The 22,418-nt window shown below is 61.1% G+C and carries 24 protein-coding genes and 1 riboswitch; of the genes, 13 read left to right on the forward strand and 11 right to left on the reverse strand.

Annotated features, from left to right (window positions below; genetic code table 11):
* Positions 1-62: 62 nt before the first annotated feature.
* The 4 genes from N7U68_RS17265 (at position 63) to N7U68_RS17280 (ending at position 3,637) form a co-directional block, all read left to right on the forward strand.
* Complete coding sequence (locus N7U68_RS17265) at positions 63-347, forward strand: DUF3572 domain-containing protein (protein ID WP_165193535.1); 285 nt, start codon at positions 63-65, stop codon at positions 345-347.
* A complete protein-coding gene (locus tag N7U68_RS17270; protein ID WP_263047613.1) occupies positions 344-1,045 on the forward strand; it encodes an HAD family hydrolase in 702 nt (233 codons plus the stop codon). The genes N7U68_RS17265 and N7U68_RS17270 overlap by 4 nt, the downstream gene beginning before the upstream one ends.
* Complete coding sequence (locus N7U68_RS17275; protein ID WP_263047614.1) at positions 1,042-1,938, forward strand: DMT family transporter; 897 nt, start codon at positions 1,042-1,044, stop codon at positions 1,936-1,938. Before N7U68_RS17270 ends, N7U68_RS17275 begins: the two co-directional genes overlap by 4 nt.
* Positions 1,939-2,074: 136 nt before the next feature.
* Positions 2,075-3,637, forward strand: a complete 1,563-nt coding sequence (locus N7U68_RS17280; protein ID WP_263047615.1) for a trimethylamine methyltransferase family protein — start codon at positions 2,075-2,077, stop codon at positions 3,635-3,637.
* Positions 3,638-3,786: 149 nt separating this feature from the next.
* Here N7U68_RS17280 and N7U68_RS17285 read toward each other — a convergent pair whose 3' ends face one another.
* The 5 genes from N7U68_RS17285 to N7U68_RS17305 form a co-directional block, all read right to left on the reverse strand.
* A complete protein-coding gene (locus tag N7U68_RS17285) occupies positions 3,787-4,542 on the reverse strand; it encodes an ABC transporter permease (RefSeq protein WP_263047616.1) in 756 nt (251 codons plus the stop codon).
* Positions 4,539-5,261, reverse strand: coding sequence for an ABC transporter ATP-binding protein (locus tag N7U68_RS17290; RefSeq protein WP_263047617.1), 723 nt, complete (start codon positions 5,259-5,261; stop codon positions 4,539-4,541). The genes N7U68_RS17285 and N7U68_RS17290 overlap by 4 nt, the downstream gene beginning before the upstream one ends.
* A 1-nt stretch (position 5,262) precedes the next feature.
* Positions 5,263-5,937 carry a thiaminase II gene (gene tenA, locus N7U68_RS17295; RefSeq protein WP_165193526.1) on the reverse strand — a complete coding sequence of 225 codons (675 nt, stop codon included), beginning with the start codon at positions 5,935-5,937 and terminating at the stop codon, positions 5,263-5,265.
* Positions 5,934-6,869 (reverse strand): ABC transporter substrate-binding protein, encoded by a 936-nt coding sequence (locus tag N7U68_RS17300; RefSeq protein ID WP_263047618.1) that lies wholly within the window; start codon positions 6,867-6,869, stop codon positions 5,934-5,936. Before N7U68_RS17300 ends, tenA begins: the two co-directional genes overlap by 4 nt.
* Positions 6,870-6,888: 19 nt before the next feature.
* Positions 6,889-7,032: a hypothetical protein gene (locus N7U68_RS17305; RefSeq protein ID WP_263047619.1), complete on the reverse strand. Its 144-nt coding sequence runs from the start codon at positions 7,030-7,032 to the stop codon at positions 6,889-6,891.
* Positions 7,027-7,134: riboswitch (TPP riboswitch) on the reverse strand. (Overlaps the previous gene by 6 nt.)
* A 136-nt stretch (positions 7,135-7,270) precedes the next feature.
* Between N7U68_RS17305 and N7U68_RS17310 the strand changes: the two genes are divergently transcribed.
* From N7U68_RS17310 to N7U68_RS17325, 4 genes are all read left to right on the forward strand, one after another.
* Complete coding sequence (locus N7U68_RS17310) at positions 7,271-9,022, forward strand: DUF4153 domain-containing protein (protein WP_263047620.1); 1,752 nt, start codon at positions 7,271-7,273, stop codon at positions 9,020-9,022.
* A gap of 74 nt (positions 9,023-9,096) precedes the next feature.
* Positions 9,097-9,684, forward strand: coding sequence for a heme NO-binding domain-containing protein (locus tag N7U68_RS17315; RefSeq protein ID WP_263047621.1), 588 nt, complete (start codon positions 9,097-9,099; stop codon positions 9,682-9,684).
* Entirely contained in the window at positions 9,685-10,740 is a 1,056-nt protein-coding gene (locus tag N7U68_RS17320; RefSeq protein WP_263047622.1) for a GGDEF domain-containing protein, read from the forward strand.
* Positions 10,741-10,928: 188 nt separating this feature from the next.
* Positions 10,929-12,173 (forward strand): glycosyltransferase family 2 protein, encoded by a 1,245-nt coding sequence (locus N7U68_RS17325; protein ID WP_263047623.1) that lies wholly within the window; start codon positions 10,929-10,931, stop codon positions 12,171-12,173.
* A 20-nt stretch (positions 12,174-12,193) separates the two neighbouring features.
* Here N7U68_RS17325 and N7U68_RS17330 read toward each other — a convergent pair whose 3' ends face one another.
* Together N7U68_RS17330 and N7U68_RS17335 are read right to left on the reverse strand one after the other, a co-directional pair.
* Entirely contained in the window at positions 12,194-12,964 is a 771-nt protein-coding gene (locus N7U68_RS17330; protein ID WP_263047624.1) for a cephalosporin hydroxylase family protein, read from the reverse strand.
* A gap of 49 nt (positions 12,965-13,013) precedes the next feature.
* Positions 13,014-14,207 (reverse strand): class I SAM-dependent methyltransferase, encoded by a 1,194-nt coding sequence (locus tag N7U68_RS17335; protein WP_263047625.1) that lies wholly within the window; start codon positions 14,205-14,207, stop codon positions 13,014-13,016.
* Between the two features lie 166 nt (positions 14,208-14,373).
* Here N7U68_RS17335 and rfbF point away from each other — a divergent pair, with 166 nt between their 5' ends.
* Genes rfbF through N7U68_RS17360 form a run of 5 tightly spaced genes read left to right on the forward strand, consistent with a single transcriptional unit; the run spans position 14,374 to position 18,791 of the window.
* A complete protein-coding gene (gene rfbF, locus N7U68_RS17340) occupies positions 14,374-15,144 on the forward strand; it encodes a glucose-1-phosphate cytidylyltransferase (protein ID WP_165193513.1) in 771 nt (256 codons plus the stop codon).
* The gene (gene rfbG / locus N7U68_RS17345; protein WP_263047626.1) at positions 15,126-16,187 is read left to right on the forward strand and encodes a CDP-glucose 4,6-dehydratase; all 1,062 of its coding nucleotides are present in this window, start codon (positions 15,126-15,128) and stop codon (positions 16,185-16,187) included. Before rfbF ends, rfbG begins: the two co-directional genes overlap by 19 nt.
* Positions 16,184-16,732 carry a dTDP-4-dehydrorhamnose 3,5-epimerase family protein gene (locus N7U68_RS17350; protein ID WP_263047627.1) on the forward strand — a complete coding sequence of 183 codons (549 nt, stop codon included), beginning with the start codon at positions 16,184-16,186 and terminating at the stop codon, positions 16,730-16,732. The genes rfbG and N7U68_RS17350 overlap by 4 nt, the downstream gene beginning before the upstream one ends.
* A complete protein-coding gene (locus N7U68_RS17355; RefSeq protein ID WP_263047628.1) occupies positions 16,729-17,952 on the forward strand; it encodes a class I SAM-dependent methyltransferase in 1,224 nt (407 codons plus the stop codon). Before N7U68_RS17350 ends, N7U68_RS17355 begins: the two co-directional genes overlap by 4 nt.
* A complete protein-coding gene (locus N7U68_RS17360; RefSeq protein ID WP_263047629.1) occupies positions 17,952-18,791 on the forward strand; it encodes an NAD-dependent epimerase/dehydratase family protein in 840 nt (279 codons plus the stop codon). Before N7U68_RS17355 ends, N7U68_RS17360 begins: the two co-directional genes overlap by 1 nt.
* On the opposite strand, the gene N7U68_RS17365 is transcribed toward N7U68_RS17360, so the two are convergent.
* The 4 genes from N7U68_RS17365 to N7U68_RS17380 are packed head-to-tail and all read right to left on the reverse strand — an operon-like array spanning position 18,788 to position 22,160.
* Positions 18,788-19,924 carry an aromatic ring-hydroxylating oxygenase subunit alpha gene (locus N7U68_RS17365; RefSeq protein ID WP_241188217.1) on the reverse strand — a complete coding sequence of 379 codons (1,137 nt, stop codon included), beginning with the start codon at positions 19,922-19,924 and terminating at the stop codon, positions 18,788-18,790. The genes N7U68_RS17360 and N7U68_RS17365 overlap by 4 nt on opposite strands.
* Positions 19,917-20,591 (reverse strand): DUF1028 domain-containing protein, encoded by a 675-nt coding sequence (locus tag N7U68_RS17370; RefSeq protein ID WP_263047630.1) that lies wholly within the window; start codon positions 20,589-20,591, stop codon positions 19,917-19,919. The genes N7U68_RS17365 and N7U68_RS17370 overlap by 8 nt, the downstream gene beginning before the upstream one ends.
* Positions 20,588-21,004: a RidA family protein gene (locus tag N7U68_RS17375; RefSeq protein WP_263047631.1), complete on the reverse strand. Its 417-nt coding sequence runs from the start codon at positions 21,002-21,004 to the stop codon at positions 20,588-20,590. Before N7U68_RS17375 ends, N7U68_RS17370 begins: the two co-directional genes overlap by 4 nt.
* Before the next feature lie 13 nt (positions 21,005-21,017).
* The gene (locus N7U68_RS17380; RefSeq protein WP_263047632.1) at positions 21,018-22,160 is read right to left on the reverse strand and encodes an aromatic ring-hydroxylating oxygenase subunit alpha; all 1,143 of its coding nucleotides are present in this window, start codon (positions 22,158-22,160) and stop codon (positions 21,018-21,020) included.
* Between the last annotated feature and the right edge of the window lie 258 nt (positions 22,161-22,418).

Here is a 22,418-nt window from a genome sequence, read left to right on the forward strand (position 1 = left end):
CCTTTTTTCTAGTCTGACTATCCATGTCAGAAGTTAAGAAAACCTTTCCGGGACAGTTAAGAATGACCCAAACGCGGGAAGCCGCCGAAACAATCGGCCTGAAATGCCTGGCATGGTTGATCGGCAACGAAGATCTGCTGCCTGTCTTCATGGGGGCGACGGGCGCATCCGAGGCTGATCTGCGCTCTGGTGCGCATGAGCCTGCCTTTCTTGGGGCTGTGCTGGATTTCGTCTTGATGGACGATGTCTGGATTATCGCGTTTTGCGAGGCAGAAGGGATGAAATACGAGACGCTGCGCCATGCGCGCGCGGCGCTACCAGGCGGGCAAGAGGTCAGTTGGACATGAAAAGCACACGCGATATTGGCGGGATCGTCTTTGACAAGGATGGCACGCTGTTTGATTTTCACACGACCTGGGCCAGTTGGGCAATGCGGCTGATGCAATCGCTTTCCGATGCGCACGGCGTTCCGATCCAGCATCTTGCCGATGCGGCAGATTTTGATCTTGGCAGCGAGCGTATCAATCCCACCAGCGCGCTGATCGCAGCAACAAATCGCGAATGCGCCGAGGCGTTGGCCACAGCCATTCCGGGTATTGATATCGACGTGCTTGAGCATGAGATGATGATCAGTTCGGCGGACGTACCGCTGGCGCCATCTGTGCCGTTGGAGCCTTTTTTAAATGGGTTACGGTCGCGCGGTCTGCGCTTGGGGGTGATGACCAACGATACCGAATATGGCGCCCGCGCGCATCTGAGCAGCGCCGGTGTTCTCGAACGGTTCGATTTCGTTGCAGGCTTCGATTCGGGCCACGGGGCCAAGCCAGCGCCGGGTCCATTGCTGGCGTTTGCACATGCCGTCGGGATCGCGCCGGAAACGGCGGTGATGGTAGGCGACAGCACACATGACCTGATCGCGGGACGGCGCGCCGGGATGCACACGATCGGTGTTCTGACCGGGATCGCCGAACGAGAAGACCTGCTGCCCCACGCCGATGTTGTTTTGCCCGACATTGGCCATATTCCCGCTTGGCTGGACGGGTGAGGCAGCATCCACTCTTTGGGCTGGCGCTAGCACTTTTTGGCGCGTTGGTGCTGACGCCCGATGCGATGCTGATGCGCCTGTCAAAGATGGATGGCGTACAAATGATGGGCTGGCGCGGGCTATGCATGGGCGGGGTGATGATCACCGGGTGGGCGCTGCTGAGTAACGCGCGGCGTGCGGACCTTGCGGCGGTGACGAACCGTTTCGGGGCGCTGATAATTCTGTGCCAATGTCTGAATTCCGCACTATTCAGCCTCGGGATCGCCAACGCACCGGCTGCAGTCGTTCTTATCGGTGTCGCTACGGTGCCCGTATTCTCTGCGTTGTTGGCCTGGGGAGTGCTGGGAGAACGGGCGCGTCCGGCGACATGGCTGGCAATTGCGGCGGTAATGTCAGGTATCGGCATTGCGGTTTTCGGTGATCACTCAGACGAGATCGGGTTTGACTGGGCCGCTCTGCTGGGGGCTGTTGCTGGCCTTGGCGTCGCGTCGGTGCTGGCATTGAACTTTGTCGTGCTGCGGGCGCGGCCGGATCTGCCCATCGCCCTGCTGATCGGCATGGGAGCGTTGTGCAGCGGGGTGATTGGCACGATGCTGACCGGCCCCAGCGCCATGCCCGATGGGCAGATATGGGCAATGGCGCTGACCGGGGCTGTGGTGCTGCCGATCTCGTTTTTCTCATTGTCGCTGGCCGCGCGGTACACGCCTGCGTCAAATGTCAGTCTGCTGTTGTTGCTCGAAACCGTGCTGGGACCATTTTGGGTGTGGCTAGCGATGGATGAAGCTGCCAGCCCGGCGATGTTGCTGGGGGGTGCGATCGTCGTTTTGAGCCTCGCGATCTACTTGCTCAACGAACGCCGCTTGCTTCTCCGTCAACGTCATCATGCAGGCTGAGCATACCCTGACAGGGGCCAGAACATGCTGATCTCTGCGCCACTAGTTAAAAGCGACACGTTCGGTCGCAAAGTGTCAAACTGCGGCGCGATCCTCGTGCTTGTCTCAAAACAGAGACCAGATGAGGAGATATTTCATGGCCGATGTCCCCAAGCGTAGAAAACGCGGAGGTGGTCGCGCGGGGAACGCGGACCGTCGTGGTCGTGCTGTGATTGATCAGATGCCATGGGCACCGCCGATCAACCTCGACCGCCCGACCGAACCGCTGAACGAGGCGGGGGTGCTGGCGATCCACGACGGTGCCATGCGCATTCTCGAAGAAATCGGAATGCAGATCCTCAATCCCGAAGCATTGGAGATTTTCCGCGCCTCAGGAGGCTGTACCATAGAGGGCGAGAAAGTCCGCATGGGCCGTGACTTCGTGATGGAGCATGTGGCCAAAGCTCCGCCCGAATGGACGATCACGCCGCGCAATCCGGAGCGCGCGATCACGATGGGAGGCCGACACCTCAACTTTGGCAACGTATCCTCGCCACCCAGCTATTGGGATATGGAAATCGGCAAGAAAGTGACCGGCACGCGCGAGATGTGCGCCAATCTGTTGAAACTCAGTCAATATTTCAACTGCGTGCATTTCGTTGGCGGTTACCCGGTGGAGCCGCAGGACATCCATGCCAGTATCCGTCACCTTGATGTGCTCTATGACAAGCTGACGCTGACGGACAAGGTGGCGCATGCCTACTGTCTGGGTAAGGAACGGGTCGAGGACGTGATGGAGATGGTGCGCATCGCGGGCGGGCACACACATGAGGAGTTCGAGAGCGGTCCCAAGATGTACACCAACATCAATTCCACCTCGCCTCTGAAGCATGATTACCCGATGCTGGATGGCTGGATGCGGTTGGCGCGGCGTAACCAAGGCCTTGTTGTTACACCATTTACTCTGGCCGGTGCGATGGCGCCTGTGACGATGTCAGGCGCGGTGGCGCAGTCTCTGGCCGAAGGGCTGGTGGCGGTGGTGCTGGCACAATTGATCCGGCCGGGGGCATGCTGTGCGATTGGGACATTCACCAGTAATGTGGACATGAAATCGGGGGCACCGGCCTTTGGCACACCCGAATACATGCGCGCCACCCAGATGACCGGGCAACTGGCACGGTTCTATAAATTGCCGATGCGCGCCAGCGGGGTTTGCGCGGCAAATGTGCCGGATGGGCAGGCGATGTGGGAGACATCCAACAGCCTGTGGTCGGCGGTGCAATCCGGCGCGCATATGGTTTATCATGCGGCGGGCTGGCTGGAAGGCGGGCTGATCGCCAGCCCGGAAAAATTCGTGATGGATTGCGAAATACTACAGCATATTCAACGATATATGGACCCAATTCTGACAGCGACCGGCCCGGACGAGATCGCCCTCGACGCCATACGAGAGGTCGGTGGCGAGGGTCACTATTTTGGCATCCAGCATACGCAGGACCGCTATACCACCGCATTTTATCAGCCCTATCTCAGCGACTGGCGCAATTTTGAGGCATGGGAGGCGGCGGGTGGTGTCTGGACAGCACAGCGCGCGCATCAGGTATATCGAGACATTATTGCCAGTTATGAAGAACCGCCGATGGAGGACAGCATCCGAGAAGAACTTGGCGCATTCGTGGAGCGGCGGAAATCCGAGGGCGGGGCGCCAACGGATTTCTGATCAATGGATGAAGAACGGCGTCGGTTTTACGTCGGTATTCTGTCGGTATCACGTCGGTGACGATTGCACGGAGCGACGTGCTGGGCGTGAGTGTTTTCTGAGCGATGAAAGCAGGGTGAACGTCTGGGGTTTCAATGTCCCAGAAATATTCAAACCCCGCCATCGCCCTCCCGATTTAGGTCAAGGGTGGCGCGGCAGGCCCGATCCACCGCAGCATGCAGCAGTACTGTAAAGATGGCCAGCACGATGAGCGCCGCGAACATCAGGTCTGTCTTGGCACGACCGTTCGCCAGCAGCATGAGATAGCCCAGCCCCTTGGACGCGCCGACCCATTCGCCGATGATCGCACCGATGGGTGCATACACGGCGGCAAGGCGCAGACCAGAGGCAAGTCCGGGCAGGGCGCTGGGCACCCGAATGCGCCACATGATGCGCGAGGGAGATGCGCCCATGATCCGGGCCATGTCGAGCCACGGTTGCGGCGTGCGCATCAGCGCGTCAAAGAAGGCTGACGTGACCGGAAAGTAGATGATCAGCAGGGCCATCGCGATCTTCGACCCCATCCCGTAGCCGAACCAGAGTGTCAGGATCGGGGCCAACGCGAACACCGGGACCGCCTGACTGAACACCAGCATCGGGCGCACCAGCTGGCGGGCGATGGAGGACGCCGCGAGGCCGATGGCAGTGGCACCGCCCAGCACACCGCCCAGAACCAGACCGGCCAGCACCTCGGCCATCGTGACCCAAGCGTTGTCTATGATGATCGCCCGGCTGGTCCAGAGCGTTTCGGCCACGCGCAGGGGGGCGGGCAGGATAAAGGGCGGCATCCCCCCGAGGCTGACCACAGCCTGCCAGAGTGCCAGCGCGAGGCAGGTTGACGCAAGAATGGCGATGTTCCGGCTCATGGTGCTTCTCGCAATCGGGCCAGAAGCCGCCCCTGAATTTGCAGGGTTTCAGCGTCGTCCACATGGCGCGGGACGCTGGTGGATGGCGCCGGGTGATCCTCGATCCCGGTTGCCGACAGAATAGCGATCCGGTCGCCCAGACGTGCGGCCTCTGCCGGGTCGTGGGTGACCATCATCACAGTGCAGCCCTGTAGCCGGTCCGCCGTCATTTCCTGCATCATCAGGCGTGTGCGTGCGTCGAGTGCCGAGAATGGCTCGTCCAGCAGGACAATGGGCCGATCCTCCATCAATGTCCGGGCGAGCGCGGCGCGTTGACGTTGGCCGCCTGACAGGGTGGTGGGACGTTTCGCGGCGTGTTCGGAAAGGCCCACGGAGGCCAGCACCTTGGCTGCGCGGTCCGGTTCGGCACGGTCGCCGCGCAATCGGCTGCCCAACATGACATTGTCGGTGACGCTGAGCCACGGCATCAGCAACGGATCCTGCGCCATCATAGCGACACGTCCAGCGAGCGGCGCGCCGTCGGTGGCGGTGATCTGCCCGGTGAGCGTGGCCTCGTCCGCGACACCTGCGATCAGGCGCAACAATGTAGATTTGCCCACGCCCGAGGGCCCGAGCAGGCAGGTCCAGCGCCCGGCGGGCACATTGAACCGGATCGGCGCAAGCACCGGCACGTCACCGATGCGTGCCGATCCGTCGATGAGGAGGCCGGGCGCAGTCATTTTACGGCGTAAGCCCCATGTCCCAGAACCGCACTTCGAGCCGGGTGGCTGTGGTGAACCGGTTTTGAATGTTTGCCCAACGGGGGCTGGTTTGTGGACGCGGGCCAAGGCGGCGCAGGACGGCACCGTCGATGAGGGCACCGACCTCTTGGCAGACGCGCTGATTATCGGCCCCCGCATAGGTGTCGATCCATTCCCGATACGGCGTTTCGCCTGCCTCGCGGCCCAGACGCGCACCAATTTCGCCATAGCCCATGACGCAGGGCGCGAGCGCCGCCAGCAGATCAAGAAAATCGCCGGAGTGACCCGCGTCCAGCACATAGCGGGTATAGGCGAGGTTTTCCTCGCGCTCGGCGGCGGCGAACACGTCGTCTTCGCTCAGACCCTCGCGGGCACAGGTGGCGACATGCAACGCGATCTCGTCATTCAGTAGGGAATCGAGTGTGCGGGCGGCAAAGCGCATTTCCTCGGGTGTTTCGGCTTTGGTCACTGCCAGCGCCCATGCGCGCGAGAAGTGGATGAGGAAGCTGTAATCCTGCACCAGATAATGCAGATAGGCCGCTCGCGGCAGCGTGCCGTCACCCAGTCCCTCGACAAAGGGGTGATGGGTGTAGGCGCGCCAGTGCCCTTCGGCTCCGGCGCGCCATGCGGCAAAAGTCTGGCCGTAGCTGCTCATTCTGCACCTAGGTCGACAGCCAGTTCCGAGACGGGGCGCACGGTGTCGATCAAGCCGGCAGTGGCAAGGAATGCCTCGAACCCGGAGTAGCGCGCGGAATCGACAGCCGAGGGGCGCAGGGCAAAGCGCGGCAGAGTGTCGGCCCATGCGCGTTTGTTCAGCTCGTCGTCCAGTTCCTCGGACGTGGATTTGAAGATTTCCCAGCTCTCGTCGGGGTGGTTGACGATGAATTGCGTCGCCACTTCGGTGGCGCGCAGGAAGCGCAGGATTGCGTCGTCGTTGCGGGTGTCCGCATTGGCGACATAGATCAGCTCGTCATAGGGTGGCACGCCTTCTTCTTCGACAAAGAAGCAACGACCCGGCGCGCCTTCGATGTCCATCTGGTTCAGTTCGAAGTTACGGTAGGCCCCGAGCACAGCATCGACCTGACCGGACATCACGGACGGCCCAAGCGACCAATTGACATTGATCATCTCGACATCGTCCAGCCCGAAACCGTGGCGCTGGAAGATCGCAGCCAGAAGTGCCTCTTCGACGCCGGCGACGGAGAAGCCGATCTTGGCGCCTTTTAGTTCGGCGACCGATTTGATTGGGCTGCTGTCGAGTACGAGCAGGCAGTTCAGCGGGCTGGCAACCAGTGTGCCGACGCGGATCAGGGGCAGGCCTTCGGCGACCTGCAAATGCAACTGCGGCTGATAAGAGACGGCCAGATCGGCCTGCCCGGCGGCGACCATTTTGGGCGGGGCAGAGGGATCGGCGGGGGCGATAACCTCGACTTCGAGCCCCTGTTCGGCGAACAGGCCGCGTTCCTGCGCGATTACGATGGGGCCGTGGTTGGGGTTCACGAACCAGTCCAGAATGATGGTCAGCTTGTCCTGTGCGTGGGCCGGTGCGGCGGCCAGCAGGGTCAGTGTCAGGGCGAGTAGTCTCATGGCAGGGTCTCCATAGGGATTAGGATGCAAAAGGCCGGATCGGGGTGATGGCGCGCTCGACGATGCGGCGAATGGGCAGGAAGGCGGCAAGGTTCATCATCGTCTCCACGCTTGGGTCACGGGCGAAAAGACGGAAAATATGCGGCAGCCGGATTTGGGCCATGCATGCTCCGTTCCCTCCGCCGGTATTGACCGGATCAGGTTCGGTGGGTTGGCGCGATGCCTCTCAGCCCTGCATTGCAGCAGAGCACCCCAACGGATGCAACGGGGTCTAGCAAGTGGCGCAGGCGGGGGCAAGACCTGCATCGCGGGATGGTGTGAATGCAGGCTGCCCCTGTTCAAGACGCCGCGCGCTTGGCATAGATGCAGGAATAGAACGCAGGGTCGGCGGGAGAGTGACGATGGCGGAACAAACCAACAGCGCGGTGGCGCGCGGTTCTCTGGCACTGATAGGGGCGATGGCGGGGCTGTCCTTGTGGGCGCTCTATGATCTGGTTCCCGACATGGTGACGAACGCCCGACTGGTCCTGTTTCTGGTGGCAGGCGGGTCGGCGTTCTTTGGCGTCCTGCTGGCGTTGCTGGGACCAGTGCGATTGCCACGTGCGGTGCTGGCGGCGGGTGTGCTGAGTCTGTTGGCCGTTCTGTTATTGATCTGGGCCAGCTTTCGCTATGACCTGACCGAGTCGTTTCTGGACACCGAACATCATGTGTTGGCCTTTATCTACATGCTGGTCATTGCGGTGCCCTTTGTGGCGGCAGGATTGCAAGAGCAGGACGGCTGGCGGGATTACCGGCTGCTGTTTGACGCGGCCTGGACCATTGTCGTGCGTTATGCGGCTGCGCTGCTTTTCGTGGCGGTCGTCTGGGGTGTGGTGATGCTGTCGGATTCGTTGCTGGGTCTGGTGGGCATCAACATAATCGACAGGCTGCTGGATATTGACCCGGTGCCATTTCTGCTGAGTGGGCTGGCGCTGGGGCTGGGGCTGGCCATCGTACATGAGTTGAGCGAGTTCGTCTCGCCGTTTCTGATTATCCAGTTGCTCAGGGTATTGCTGCCCGTGCTGCTGGTAGTGTTGAGCATTTTCATTCTGGCCCTGCCGATGCGCGGTCTGAGTGGACTTTTTGGTGGGTTCTCGGCAGCGGCGACGTTGATTGCGGTCAGTTGTGCGGCGATCACGTTGATCACCACAGCGGTACACCGTGATGACGATCAGGCGGTCGTGGGCCACATGGTCACCGCGACCAAGCTGCTGGCAATCCTGACACCGGTGCCTGCGATGCTGGCGGTTGTCGCCGTGTGGATGCGGGTGGCGCAATACGGGCTGACGCCGGATCGGGTGGCTGCACTGGTCGCGGCGGTGGTGGTGTTGGTCTATGCACTGGCCTATGCGGTGGCGGTGTTCCGCCGTGCGGGGTGGGCGGCGCGGTTGCGGCAGGCGAACCGCTGGATGGCGCTGGGCACGATCCTGATCGCCGCATTATGGCTATCACCGGTGCTGAATGCCGAACGCCTGTCGGTGAGCAGTCAGGTGGCACGCGCAGAATCGGGGGTGGCCCCCGACCAGCTGGCGTTGTGGGAGATGTCGCATGAATGGGGCCGGGCAGGCAGCGCCGGGTTGGTGCGGATACTGGAACTGACGCAACGCGAGGATCACGAGATTCTGGTCAAGGCTGTGGCCGATGCGCAGAATGCCAAGACGCGCTGGGCGTTTGAACGCGGGATGAACAATCCGCAGATCGAGACTCTGAATGGGATCGTCCCGCTGCGGCCAGAGGGGGCCAGTCTGCCACCCGGCGCATTTGATCAGTTGAGCGAACGCGACCGCAGACAATTGCATCAAGCATGTGCGCGCACCCTGCCCGGTGGGCACCCTGCCTGTGTTATGGTCGTGACGGAGTTTGATCCGCTGCGCGCGCACCCGCAGGCGATTGCCCTTTTTTCCGCCAGCGAAGACAGGGTGCGGATGCTGTCGCTGGATCTGCGCGGTGATATCCTCGTGGCGCGCGGTGGGCCGGTTCAGCCGGGAGGGAGCGGAATGCCCCTGTTGGAGCCGTCCGCGATCATTGATGTGCTGGAAGGGCGGTTCGAAATCACGCCGGTTCCGCGCAACGTACTGGATATTGGCGGGATCAGGCTGGTGCCGCAAAACTGACCCATCTGCGATGGTGTTGAGAGGATGTTAAGCCTCTGCTGTGATCTTGTCCTGTGTCTAATACGGAGCGAGATATGCACGGGCTGATCAATCGGGCCATCGAACGGTTCGTTCGCGATACCTATGGGCGGGACACATGGCAGCAGGTGATGCGCCGCGCCGCGCTGGACTATAACGAGTTCGAGGCGATGCTGACCTATGATGACCATGTCACGGTGGATGTGCTGGTGGCGGCCCAGAATGTTCTGGACAGGCCCGTGGCGGATATTCTGGAGGATATCGGCACCTATCTGGTGTCGCACCCGAAGGTCGAGGCGCTGCGACGCCTGCTGCGGTTTGGCGGCAGCACGTTCACCGAATTCCTGCATTCTCTGGATGACCTGCCAGCCCGCGCGCGTTTGGCGGTGTCGGATCTGGATCTGCCACAACTGGAGCTGCGCGAACATGCGGCAGATAGTTTCAGCCTGATTTGCCAATCGCGACACGCTGGCTTTGGTCATGTGATTGTGGGGTTGTTGCGGGCGTTGGCAGATGATTATGGCGCGTTGGTCCTGCTGGAACACAAGGGCGGAGGTGCAGGCCGCGAGATCATCGAGATTCAGCTGCTCAGCATGGTTTACGCCAGCGGCCGACAGTTCGATCTGGGTGCGAGGGCGGAATAGATGCACGGAGCCGAGCCGGAATTCATCGGATTGCTGGACATGCTGTGCCCTATGAATGTGGTTTTGGAAGCGACGGGCCATATTGTCCATGCGGGACCGACCCTGCGCAAGCTGGGGCCGGATGTTGTGGCGCTGGGCACCCGGTTTTCAGAGCGGTTCGAGATACGCCGACCGCGCATTGACGGGTCCATGGACGCGCTGCGCGCCCATGCGGGCGAGAAACTGCATCTGCAACTGCGGGGACCGACGCGCACCGACCTCAAGGGGGTCTTGATGCCGCTGCCCGAAACCGATGGTGCGCAGGGCAGCGGCATGGGGCCGCCGGGCGGGGCAGTCGTGAACCTGTCGTTTGGCATCTCGGTGGTCGAGGCGGTGCGGGCGTTCAACCTGACCAGTGCCGATTTTGCCGCGACCGATCTGACCATCGAAATGCTCTATCTGATGGAGGCCAAGACCGCGGCGATGGAAGCGTCGCAGACGCTGAACCTGCGGTTGCAGGGGGCGATGATCGCGGCAGAAGAAAAAGCCTACACCGATCAGCTAACGGGACTGAAAAACCGCCGCGCTGCTGATTATCTGCTGGAGCAACTGGTCGACAGCGAACAGGAGTTTGCGCTGATGCATCTCGACCTCGATTTTTTCAAGGCTGTCAACGACACGATGGGACATGCGGCGGGTGATCATGTTCTGCGCGAGGTGGCGCGGATCATGGTCGCGGAAACCCGCAATGAGGATACTGTCGCGCGGGTCGGAGGTGATGAATTCCTCCTGATATTCGCGCGCCTGACCGATCCGCAACGGGTGCGCGACATCGCGGCACGGCTCATTTCGTTGCTCGAGGTGCCGATGGCTTTCAATGGCCAGACGTGCCGCATCTCAGCCAGCGCCGGGTCGGTGCTAAGCTGTGATTACGCCTATCCGACGCTAACGCGGATGATGGAGGATGCCGACATTGCTCTCTATGCGGCCAAGGAGAATGGCCGGGGGCGGCACATGGCGTTTGAGGCGGATATGCGGGCAGGCAATCCGATGGCGCGCCCGGCCACGCCGGAATAGCGCATCAAGAGGTAGCGGCGATGTGACCGATTGCAAGGGAGGTAGATGAAGCGCAGGAAGCATCGCAGGAGCTGCATCCTAGGGGCAGTCAGGGGCGTGAAAACAGCGCGAGGTGGAAGTTCTGGGTGAAACGCCGCGACCTTTAGGCTACCAGATTTGCTATCTTAGAGAATCGCGACCGGAACAGTATGAAGATCAGCATCATTATCCCGACACGCGAGCGCGCTGATTATCTGCCCTTCGCGATCCGGACTGCCCTGGAGATCGACGATGACGATATCGAAATCGTCGTGTGCGATAATTTCAGCCAGGATCATACGGGCGAGGTGCTGAGCGAGATCACCGATCCTCGGGTCAGATGCATCAATACCGGCGCGCGCATCTCGATGCGTGAAAACTTCAACCATGCACTGATGGCCAGTACGGGCGCGTATGTTTTGTTCTTTGGCGATGATGACGGGATCGTGCCTGGGCAGTTCCGGTATCTGCGCCACCTCTTGGAACGCCACCGGCCCGACGGCATGTCATGGGCGCGGGCGACCTATGGCTGGCCAGTGGGTGGCTATGGCAAGAAGACCGGCGGTCTGAGGTTTTATCGGCACAGTACTTTCGGCGGCTGCATCCAATACGACCCGAAAGAGCGAAATCTGGGGGCGCTGCGCCGGTGCGAGCTGAGCGCCATCGCCCCGGTCACGCCGAATGTTTACCACGGGTGCGTTTCGCGCGGGTTTCTTGAGCGGTTGGCTCCGGCACCGGGTGTGTTCTTTGACAGTGCGATCCCGGATGTGAATTTCGAGTATCGCACCACCCTGACCGGCGGGGCGTTCCTGCATGCCGATCATCCATTCACGATCAGCGGCCACAGCCCGGTCAGCACTGGTGGCGCGCATCATGGCGGACGGACGGACGCTGAGGGCGGCAATGCGGGGCGCGCCTTTACCGCCGAGAACAAGGCCGATCCGCTGGAGGACGCCTTTGATCACGCGTTGACGATACCGCTGGCGTTCTTTGCCACGCTAGAGACGGTGATCGCGCGGATGGGGCATACGGCGTGCCGACCTGATCTTGCGCGGTGGTATCGCTATGGGTTGAGTGCGGAGCCGGGCAACCCGGAGGCGACGGCGCGGATCGACGCGATTCTGCACAAATATGCCGAACAGACGGGCACGACAGAAGAATTCGCAGCGGCCAAACTGATGCCACCAAAGCCCAAGCGCAGTGCGCGCGAACGCATCATGCGGTTGCGTAACCAGATACATAGCTTTCGCGTGCTGGCCGCGAAGGATGGCGAAAATACCATCCTGACAGCTGCGCAGGTTTGCGATGGTATTCTGGGTGATGAATTCGGTGCCGTGATCGACGGCCAAATGACGCGGGGGGCCGCATGGTCGGCGGCGCGGCATCGATCAAAGGCTTATCACCGCCAGCTATGAGGCGGCATGGTGCCGCGTCCCTAGCCGATGCGTTTGAGAAACCCGTCATGGGCGACGGTGATCAGCAGCTTGTCTGCCACGGATTTGTCAATCTCGAATTCGGGATGTGACTTGAGATAATCCCATACGGCGGTTTTTGGGTTGTCGCCCGGACCCCAAGGGCGGTCGGGATATTCGTCCGCTGGCATGTCCTCGATCAGCGTATCAAAGACCACGCAATAGCTGCCAAGAGAGGTGAGCGGCGCATACAGCTCCAGCTCGGACCGGACGTGATCATGCGTGTGGTTGCTGTCAAGGCAGACCAGAACACGGTCGTATCCGGCGGCGATGTCACGGACCTGTGCGATTACATCATCGGCGATGCTTGATCCTTGGATCATCTGTATGCGCGAGGCCATTGGATGTGCCTCGATGGCGGTGCGGTTATGCGCACGGATGTCGATATCAATGCCCAGAACCTTGCGTCGGGAGATCGCAGGGTCGAGGGGCTGACCGGCTTCGATTGCGTCATTCATGTCAAGCATGGCCAGAATTGACGCGCTAAAGATCAGCGATCCACCATGAGCAATGCCCGTCTCGATGATCAGGTCTGGCTTTACCCCCCAGATCAGTTCCTGCATCGCGACGATGTCCTGAGGGTACTGGATGATCGGACGGCCCTGCCATGCAAAGTTGTAGCAGTATTTGGGCTGTGTTGATGCCCGAAGGAAGGCTGCGGCAGTTGTGACCATTTCCGTTTCGTTGGGATAGGTGGCGATGCGGTCTCTTACTTCTTTGGGGAAATCAGTCATTCGGGTTCATCCAATCGTTTGGGCCACGCGGAATGGCGCAGCCCCAATTTCAAGTATTCAGGGTCGCGATGACCGGGGTCCAGCCCATCGCATCCACCATCTTGGTGATCTCGTCGAGGTAGTTCGGGTTCATCACGATAATGCTCTGCACCCCGATTTTCTGTGCCTGTACGGGGCTGACGACTGGTGCGCCACTGACGGGCAGGTAACAGCCTTGCTTGGCCCGGTTCAGGTCTATGGCGCAGGTGATATTTGCGCCGGCGTCCTGCAACTGGGCCAGCAACAGGGAAAAGGTGACACCCTTGGAGGCGGCCCCCCAGATGGCAACGGGGCCGTTGCGAGTGTTGCGCGCGACGAAATCTGCCCAGCGACGGATCAGTTCGGTGCTGTCTTTTGCGTAGCGGTGCGCAAGGGTGTCATCGGGGGGAATGTCGGGCCGATCGGTCACGGGCACATGCTGTGCCTCGGTCCACATATACTGACCGCCATAGACGGATGTGGTTTGGGCACTCAGGCCGTACTGCCCCAGAATGCGGGCCATGCAGGCGGGTGTGAAGATCGAGCAATGCTCGTAAAAGAAGTCCTGAAACGCAGTATTGCGCAATATCCAGTCGGCATCTGGCGTCTCGATAAACAAGCGGCGTGCGGGGTCTTGCATGGGCGCGCAGAGGGCGCTGACAAAGGCATGAACATCGGGAACATGTTCAATCGTGTGACGCGAACATATGACATTCGTGGCTACGGGGATCTGCGGCAATTGGTCAGGGCCAAAGAAGGATCGGTGAACGATCGCGCCCTCGGGCAGGGGGGTATGGCCTGCATAGGACGGGTCGAACCCGGTCGCCGAGACGCATCTGCCACGCGCGCGCTGGACCACCAGCCGCAGGAAATCGGCCTCGCCGCAGCCGACCTCAACATAGTGGATCGGCTGGTCAGCCGCAACCGCAGCGATGATGCGATCTGCCATCGCCTCGAGATGGGCAACATAGTAGCCGGAATAGGTAACGTCGTTGTTGTAGGCCGCATCATAGGTGATCCGGGCCGGATCAAAAGCCGCGTTCCAGACAAAGCTGCATCCGGCGCATCGCGTCATTGTCAGAACGCCGGTGGGGAATTCCAGCGCTGCCGATCGGCTGGCAAGGGTCACATTCTGTAACGTAGGGATGTGGGTGCGGTGATCCAGAGAAATATTGCCGACCCGGTTGGCGCATATGGGGCAGGGCGCGGTGTGCTGGTGTTTCATACGCTTTTGCCCTGAACAGTATTGCCGCCATCCGGTGAGGTCGATGGCAGGGGAATATCCGATTGTCCTATGACACATCAACTGAAACTTGAAATTCACTTACGGAGTGCTAATAGTGCGCTTTCCGCCTTCTCTTTGCGCATTTCGCTTCCTTTGGAGGAACCTCATGGTCAAAGCTGTTATTCTCGCCGGGGGGTTGGGCACGCGCATCAGCGAAGAGAGTCATCTGACGCCAAAGCCGATGATTGAAATCGGCGGGCGGCCGATCCTGTGGCATATTATGAAGATCTACAGCCATTTCGGAGTGAATGATTTCGTGATCTGCTGCGGCTATCGTGGGTATCAGATCAAGGAATATTTCGCCAACTACTTCCTGCATATGTCGGACGTGACCTTTGATCTGGCCAACAACAAAATGGAGGTGCATCGCCAGCGCGCCGAGCCGTGGTGCGTGACGTTGGTCGATACCGGGGAACTGACTCAAACAGGGGGGCGGATCAAGCGGATCGCGGAGCATCTGGATGACACGTTTTGCCTGACCTATGGCGACGGGGTCAGCAACATTGATATTTCTGCATTGATCGCGTTTCACCGCGCAGAGGGGCGCGACGCGACCGTTTCGGCCGTGCAACCGGCGGGCCGATTTGGTGCGCTGGATATCGAGGGCAGTGCTGTGCGCCAGTTTCTGGAAAAACCCAAGGGGGATGGACAGTGGATCAGTGGGGGATTCATGGTCTGCGAGCCGTCCGTTGTGAACCGGATCGAGGGCGATGACACCATTTTCGAGGGGGCGCCCCTGATGGGGCTGGCCAAGGATGGTCAGTTATCCGTACGCAAGCATGACGGGTTCTGGGCGGCGATGGATACGTTGCGCGACCGGAATTATCTGGAAGGTTTGTGGGCTGCGGACAAGGCACCGTGGAAAATCTGGTCTTGAGCGGGTTCTGGACGGGCAAGCGGGTTCTGTTGACCGGGCATACCGGGTTCAAGGGCAGTTGGATGGCCCTATGGCTTAACATGCTGGGCGCAGAGGTTTATGGCTACGCGCTGGAGCCTGACACGACGCCTGCATTGTTTGAGCAGTTGACGCTGGGCAACAAGATCCACCACCGGATTGATGATGTGACCGACATGGCCGCGATGCAGGCCTATGTGGCCGAAGTGCGCCCAGATGTGGTGTTTCATCTGGCTGCGCAATCGCTGGTGTTGCGTAGCTATGTCCGCACGCTGGAGACCTGGAACACAAATGTCATGGGCACGGCGACCTTGTTGGAAGCGCTGCGCAAAGTCGGCGCGCCCTGCACCGTAGTCGTTGTGACGACGGACAAGGTGTATCACAACCGCGAAACGCATCACGCCTATGTCGAGGGTGATCGTCTGGGCGGGATTGATCCCTATAGCGCCAGCAAAGCGGGGACAGAGCTGGTTTTGGGCAGCTATCGGTCGCTCTATGCGCAGGAGGGGCTGCCGCTGCGACTGGCGTCGGCACGCGCCGGTAATGTGATCGGAGGCGGCGACTGGTGCGAGAACCGGCTGGTGCCGGATATTGCGCGCGCGCTGTCACAGGGGCGGTCGATCGAGACGCGCAACCCTGGCGCGGTGCGGCCGTGGCAGCATGTGCTGGAACCGCTGTCGGGCTACATGATGCTGGCCGAGCGGCTGAGTGCCGATGAGACGCTGGCGGATGCGTTCAATTTCGGGCCGGATGCGGGTGACAACCGTACGGTCGAGGAAGTCATTCAGGCGGCGCTGAAATCATGGCCGGGCTGCTATCACGCCAATGTCGATCCAGCTGCGCCGCATGAGGCCGGACTGCTGAAACTGTCCATCGACAAGGCACGGAGCGTGCTGGGGTGGCAACCAAGGTGGAATTTTGATGCGGCGGTGGCGCGCACGATGGAATGGTATCGGTCGGTCGATGAAGGGGCTGCGCCGCTGGACGTGACGCTGGATCAGATCCGCGCCTATAGTGCGGCATGAAGTTCACCGCACTCGGCATTGAGGGCGCCTATCAGATCACGCCAGAGCGGCGTGGCGACAGTCGGGGTGCGTTCGCGCGGGTCTATTGTGCCGATGAATTCGCAACGCGGGACCTGAACACGAACTGGGTGCAGATGAATACCTCTATCAGCGCCACCAAAGGCACCGTGCGCGGACTGCATTTCCAGCATCCGCCCTTTGCCGAAATCAAGCTGGTGCGCTGTGTCCGGGGGCGGGTTCTGGATGTGTTCGTGGACCTGCGCGCGGGGTCGCTGAGTTTTGGCCGGACCTGCGCCGTGACGTTGGACGGGCACGCGCTTGAAAGCGTTTACATTCCGGCGGGCTGCGCCCACGGGTTTCAGACGCTGACAGACGATGTAGAACTGCACTACTGCCATTCGCAACCCTACGCGCCAGCGGCGGAAGGGGCGATTTCGGCCAGTGATCCGACCCTTGCGATCGCGTGGCCCCTGCCGATCACGGTGATGTCAGAGCGCGATGCCAATCACCCGCCATTTACCTCAATAGAGCCGATAGACCTATGAAATGCCGTCACTGCACCGCTGAGCTGGATATTGAATTTCTCGATCTGGGACATGCGCCGCCGTCGAATGCCTATCTGCGGGCCGAAGACCTGAGCAAACCCGAGGTGACATATCCGTTGCGGGTGCTGGCATGTGCGTCCTGCTGGTTGGTGCAAACCGAGGATTATGCGGATGCGGGCGCGCTGTTCAGTGCGGATTACGCCTATTTCTCGTCCACCTCAAAGGGATGGCTGACCCACGCGGCGACCTATTGCAAGATGATTACGCAACGGTTGGGGTTGGACGCGTCCAGTCTGGTGGTCGAGTTGGCCTCGAATGATGGCTACCTTTTGCGCAATTTTGTGGCGGCGGGTGTGCCCTGTCTGGGGATTGAGCCGACGCGCAGCACCGCAGAGGCGGCAGAGGTACGAGGGATTCCAGTGCGGCAGGAGTTCTTTGGCGCCGATGTGGGACGGCGGATGGCCGATGCAGGCGAACGCGCCGATCTGGTGATCGGCAACAACGTCTACGCGCATGTGCCAGACATTAACGGCTTTACCCAAGGGGTTGCGGCGCTGCTGAAGGATGAGGGGGTTGTCACCTTCGAGTTTCCGCATTTGTTGCGGCTGATTCAAGAGACACAGTTCGACACGGTCTATCACGAGCATTTCTCTTATCTTTCGCTGGGCGCGGTTTCGGCGATTTTTTCTGCGGCGGGATTGCGGGTGTTCGATGTTGAGGAATTGCCGACACATGGCGGCAGTCTGCGGGTTTATGGCTGTCGGCAGGGGGCGGGACACGAGGCGACGGAGGTGGTGCACCGCGTTCTACAGGCCGAGATCGCAGGCGGGCTGCAACAAGCCGATACCTACCGGTCGTTTCAGGCGCGCGCCAACCGGGTCAAGGATGATCTGGTGCGGTTCCTGCTGGACGCCAAGACAACGGGCAAATCTGTCGCCGGGTACGGGGCTGCGGCCAAGGGCAATACGTTGATGAACTATGCCGGTATCCGGCCCGACCTGATGCCGTTCGTGTGCGATGCGGCACCGGCGAAGATCGGGCAATACCTGCCCGGCAGTCATATCCCCATCCTGCCGCCTTCGGTGCTGACCGAGCAACGTCCTGACTATCTGGTGATTCTGCCGTGGAATATCGCGGACGAAGTGATGAAACAGAACGCGGCGCTGGCCGAACTGGGTACGCGGTTCGTCGTGGCGGTGCCCGAAATCAGGGTGCTGTGATGGCGATCCTGTTGACCGGAGCGACGGGATTTGTCGGGCGGCATATTCTGGCGCAGCTGCAACGCCGGGGACATGGCGTGACGATCGTGGCGCGGCCCGGCTGGCAGGAACGGATCGCGTTTGAACCTGAATTGACGCAGGCGGTGGAAACCGACGATCTTTTTGCGCAGGATGCGGACTGGTGGCGCGGCGTGCTGGCCGAAGGGGATCTGGTGATCCACGCGGCGTGGTATGCAGAGCCGGGCGCCTATCTGACATCCGGGAAGAACCTCGATTGCCTGAGCGGGACACTGGCGCTGGCCAAGGGGGCGACGGCCGCAGGGGTGGGCCGGGTTGTGGGGCTGGGCACCTGCATCGAGTATGAGATGGCGGAACATCCATTGTCGAGCGATGCGCCACTGACCCCGACAACGCCCTATGCGGCGGCCAAGCTGTCAGCGTTTCACACATTGCAGCAATGGTTCGGGCAGGAAGGTGTGTCATTCCTGTGGTGCCGATTGTTCCACCTGTACGGACCAGGTGAACATGCCAAGCGGCTGGTGCCGTTCTTGCATGACAGGCTAAAGGCGGGTGCGGCGGTGGAACTGACCAGCGGCACGCAAATCCGCGATTTCATTGACGTGGAAACGGCGGCGCGGCGGATCGTCGATGGCGCGTTGAGTGACGTGCAAGGTGCTGCGAATATATGCACCGGGCAGGGGAGGACAGTGCGCGCGCTGGCCGAGGAGATCGCCGATCAGTATGGGCGGCGCGATCTGCTGCGGTTCGGCGCGCGGGCGGACAATCTGGTTGATCCGCCCTGCATCGTCGGCGTGCCGACGGAGTTCGGGGCGGATTAACCCGCCATGGCATCCTGACGCGCCAGCCACAGCAGGAAATCGCGTACCGTGCCCTCGTAATCGTCACCGGCCAGCGGCCCGCCCGAGGCATGTACCGACCTGAGCGCGCGTTGCATCGCCTCCAGCTTCTCGCGGTCCTCGCGGTTGACTTCTTCCCACAGGTTGACGCGCTGCCGGATTGTTTCATCGTCCAATTCGTCGCCGTAGACCGACATTGTCCAGCGGACCTCGATCGAGGTGGCGGTCAGCGGCAGGATGCTGAGCGAGACCAGCAATGATGCGGCGACACTGGCCACCTGACAGGGGAAGGCGGCAAAGAGACTGGAGCGATTGCGCGCGGCGTCATCCAGCCCCGGTGCCCCGGCCCCGCGCGATGGGATGTTGGTGGGGTAGTTGGCGAAATAGCTGGTATAGCCCAGCCCGTTCGGACCTTTGCGGCTGAGGCCCGTGGGGGTGTAGCCGTGCAGCGTGACGGGATGCACGACCGACAGGTGGTAACCTTCCATGAAGTTTTCGACCAGACATTTCCAATTACAGTGCCAGACCTCTTGCGCGGCGTGCACGATGCGGTAATTTTCGGGCTGGTAGGGTCCGATCATGTCCGAGAGGCCGCTGAGTTCGGCGTCAATATCGGGAGCCTGATCCGCGAGACAGACATAGATGAACCCGAACCGCTGAGCGCAGTGAAATTCGGGCAGTTTGCAGGTTTTGGCGTCAAAGCCAGCGTTCTGCATACGTGGCGCGCGCAGCAGCGCCCCGTCGGTACCGTAGGTCCATGCGTGGTAGCGACAGACGAAACGTTTGGTGTTGCCACTGCCCTCGACCAACGGCATGCCGCGATGGCGACAGACATTGGACAGTGCCCGGATCGTGGTATCGTCACGCACGACGACGACGGGTTCATCCAGCAGGTTCAACGTCAGGTAGTCGCCTTGTTCGGGCAGTTCGTCCGCCCGTCCGACGCAGTGCCAGCCGCGCCGCAGCACGGTGGCGCATTCATGGGCAAAGAAGCCGGGATCGACATAGGCCTGTCCGGGCAGGCCACGCGGCGCGTCGGGCGGTGCGGCTGCGCAGGCGGCAAGTTCGTGCCGCAGGCTGACAGTCGATGTGCGATCCGAAATCATGTCAGTCATCTCCGGGTACTCCGTAGGAGGGGGCAGCGCTGGGGTCCAGGGCGCGTTGGATATAGGCGTCAAGCTGGGGTTTGTAGATGTCCCATGCGGTGGCGATGTTCTGGATCGGGCAGTCATCAGCCCAGTCGCAGCGCAAATCGGCCACGGGCCATGCGACACTGTCCACGATCATCATGCCGGCGGAATGTACCGGCCCGGCCTCGCCACCCGCGGCCAACCCGGCGCGCATGGCGGCAATCAGGCGGTCGCCGATATGACCAGAGGTGCGCAGGAACTCGTCGACGATGGCCTGTGGCACGGTGTCATTGGCCAGAAGGTTGCCGCCAGATGCGACGTTTTCGGCCTGTGCCTGTGTCCAGATACCCAGCGAGTTTGGTCCTGAATGGATGGCGGTGCGCCCCTGACTGTCGACTGCCAGAACCTGACGGTATTCGGTGAACTTACTGCGCTGCTGCATTTCGGCGATCGCCTCGGGGGCGGTCATGCCAGCCTGCATCAGGTCGAGCGTGAGCGGGCCGAGCGTCGGGTCAGTCACGTTCTGCGATGCGACCGCGCCGACGCCTGCGCGGGCAAAGGCGCACCGCGCGGCGACCGCTGGGGACGACGACGAGATGGCGAGGCCGAACATGCCGGTCTCAGCGCAACGGGCGACAAGTGAAAAGGTCATTCAGGGATCACCGCCGTGCCGTCGATCTCGACCAGCCATTCGGGCCGCGCGAGCGCCTGCACCACCAGCCCGGTCGAGACCGGGTGCACGCCCTTGATGTATTCGCCCATGGTCCGATAGACCGCCTCGCGGTGACGGACATCGGTGATGTAGACGACAACCTTGACCAGATGCTCCATGCTGCCGCCAGCCTCTTCGATCAGTTGGCGGATGTTCTGCATGACCTTGTGAGTTTGTTCGACCGGGTCATGGCTGTCGATGTTTTGCGCATCATCAAGGTTCTGCGGACATTGCCCGCGCAGCCAGACAGTCCTGCCGCCAGCTGTGACGACCGCCTGACACAGATCATTGTCGAGGTTTTGCTCTGGGTAGGTGTCGGAGGTGTTGAATTTGCGGATGCGGGTATGTGCCATGAACGTGGTCCTGTCAGTCAGCGCGCGAGACGCGGCCGTGGATATATTGGGCAAAGTCGTAGTTTGGGCGTTCCAGATGCGACAGATGACCGGGTTTTGCCAGTTGCGAGGAGAGGCCCGCGAATACCTTTTCGGTACAACCGCGATCCTCGATGTTCACATCGTCGAGCAGCGCCTTGAGATCGGCAAAGTTCTGTTGCGCATCCGGGTCGTTGGCATAGTCATCAGACATGCCGCCGCCAAAGCGGATATGCACCTGACCCGGCCCCTTTGGGTGCAGTGACAGATACCAGAAATATCCCGGCGTCAGCGTGATCAGCAGGCTGGGGTAGATCGCCAGCAGGAATGTCGTGCGACGCTCATCCCCCTTGAGACGGTCGTTGCTGGGATGCGCCATTGCTATGCGCAGCGTGTCGTCCTTTAGGATCGTGTGATAATTGAACGCGGGGCTGCCGGGCACGCAAACCATCTCTTCGAGTTTGCTCAACCCGCCGATGGTGCCAGCATGGCAGACCGGCAGATGGTAGCTTTCCATGAAGTTTTCGGCGAGCACCTTCCAATTGGTATCCCAGACGTGTTCTTCGAAAAACGCCTCGGTGTAGTTGGTCATGTCGTAGCCCGCGACCAGTGCTTCGACCTCGGCCAGTTGCGTGGCGACCGGGGGCGCATCGGGGTTGAGCGAAACAAAGACCCAACCCAGCCATTCCTCGCAACGCAGTTGCGGCAAGCGGTAGCCGTCTTTGCAGAACCCTTCATTCAGGGTCATCGCCGGGGCGCCGCGCAGGGTGCCGTCAAGGTTGTAGGTCCATGCGTGATAGGGGCAGACGATGGATCGCGCCCGTCCGCGTCCCTCCAGCAGGGTGGACATGCGGTGCAGGCAGACGTTGGATTGCGCCTTGATCGCGCCGTCCTTGTCGCGCAGCACCATGATCGGCTGTCCGGCAAGGGTGCATGTCACATAGTCGCCGGACTCTGGCAAGGCGCTGGCGCGCCCGATGCAATACCAGTCCTCGCGAAAGATGTGCTCCAGTTCCAGATCCGCAAACTCGGGCGAGGTATAGACCTCGGGCGGCATCGCGCGGGCGCTCTCGAACGGTACGCCTGCGGCTTCGCGCAGCGCGTCTGCGGCGGCGGGTCCTGCAATATCCTTGGCCATCGTTCTCTCCTGTAAAACGGGTGCCCGCGCACGGGTCTCTTGCGCGAACGCTTTCATGTTTCGGCGTGGGGCGAAAAGCACAGAGTCCCTCAGCTTGGCTTAGCCCCAGCCTAAGCCGATTGCGGATGCGTCGGGTTAAACGGACGCATGTGGCTTTCGACCCGCTGTGTCCCGGTCACGCTGGGCGATTATCATGCCGCGCAGGCAAGAGTATCTGGCCCGTCATCAGAGCAGGGCCAACAACTGTCTGCCCAAGAT

Source organism: Roseovarius pelagicus, from assembly GCF_025639885.1.
Taxonomy (GTDB): domain Bacteria; phylum Pseudomonadota; class Alphaproteobacteria; order Rhodobacterales; family Rhodobacteraceae; genus Roseovarius; species Roseovarius pelagicus.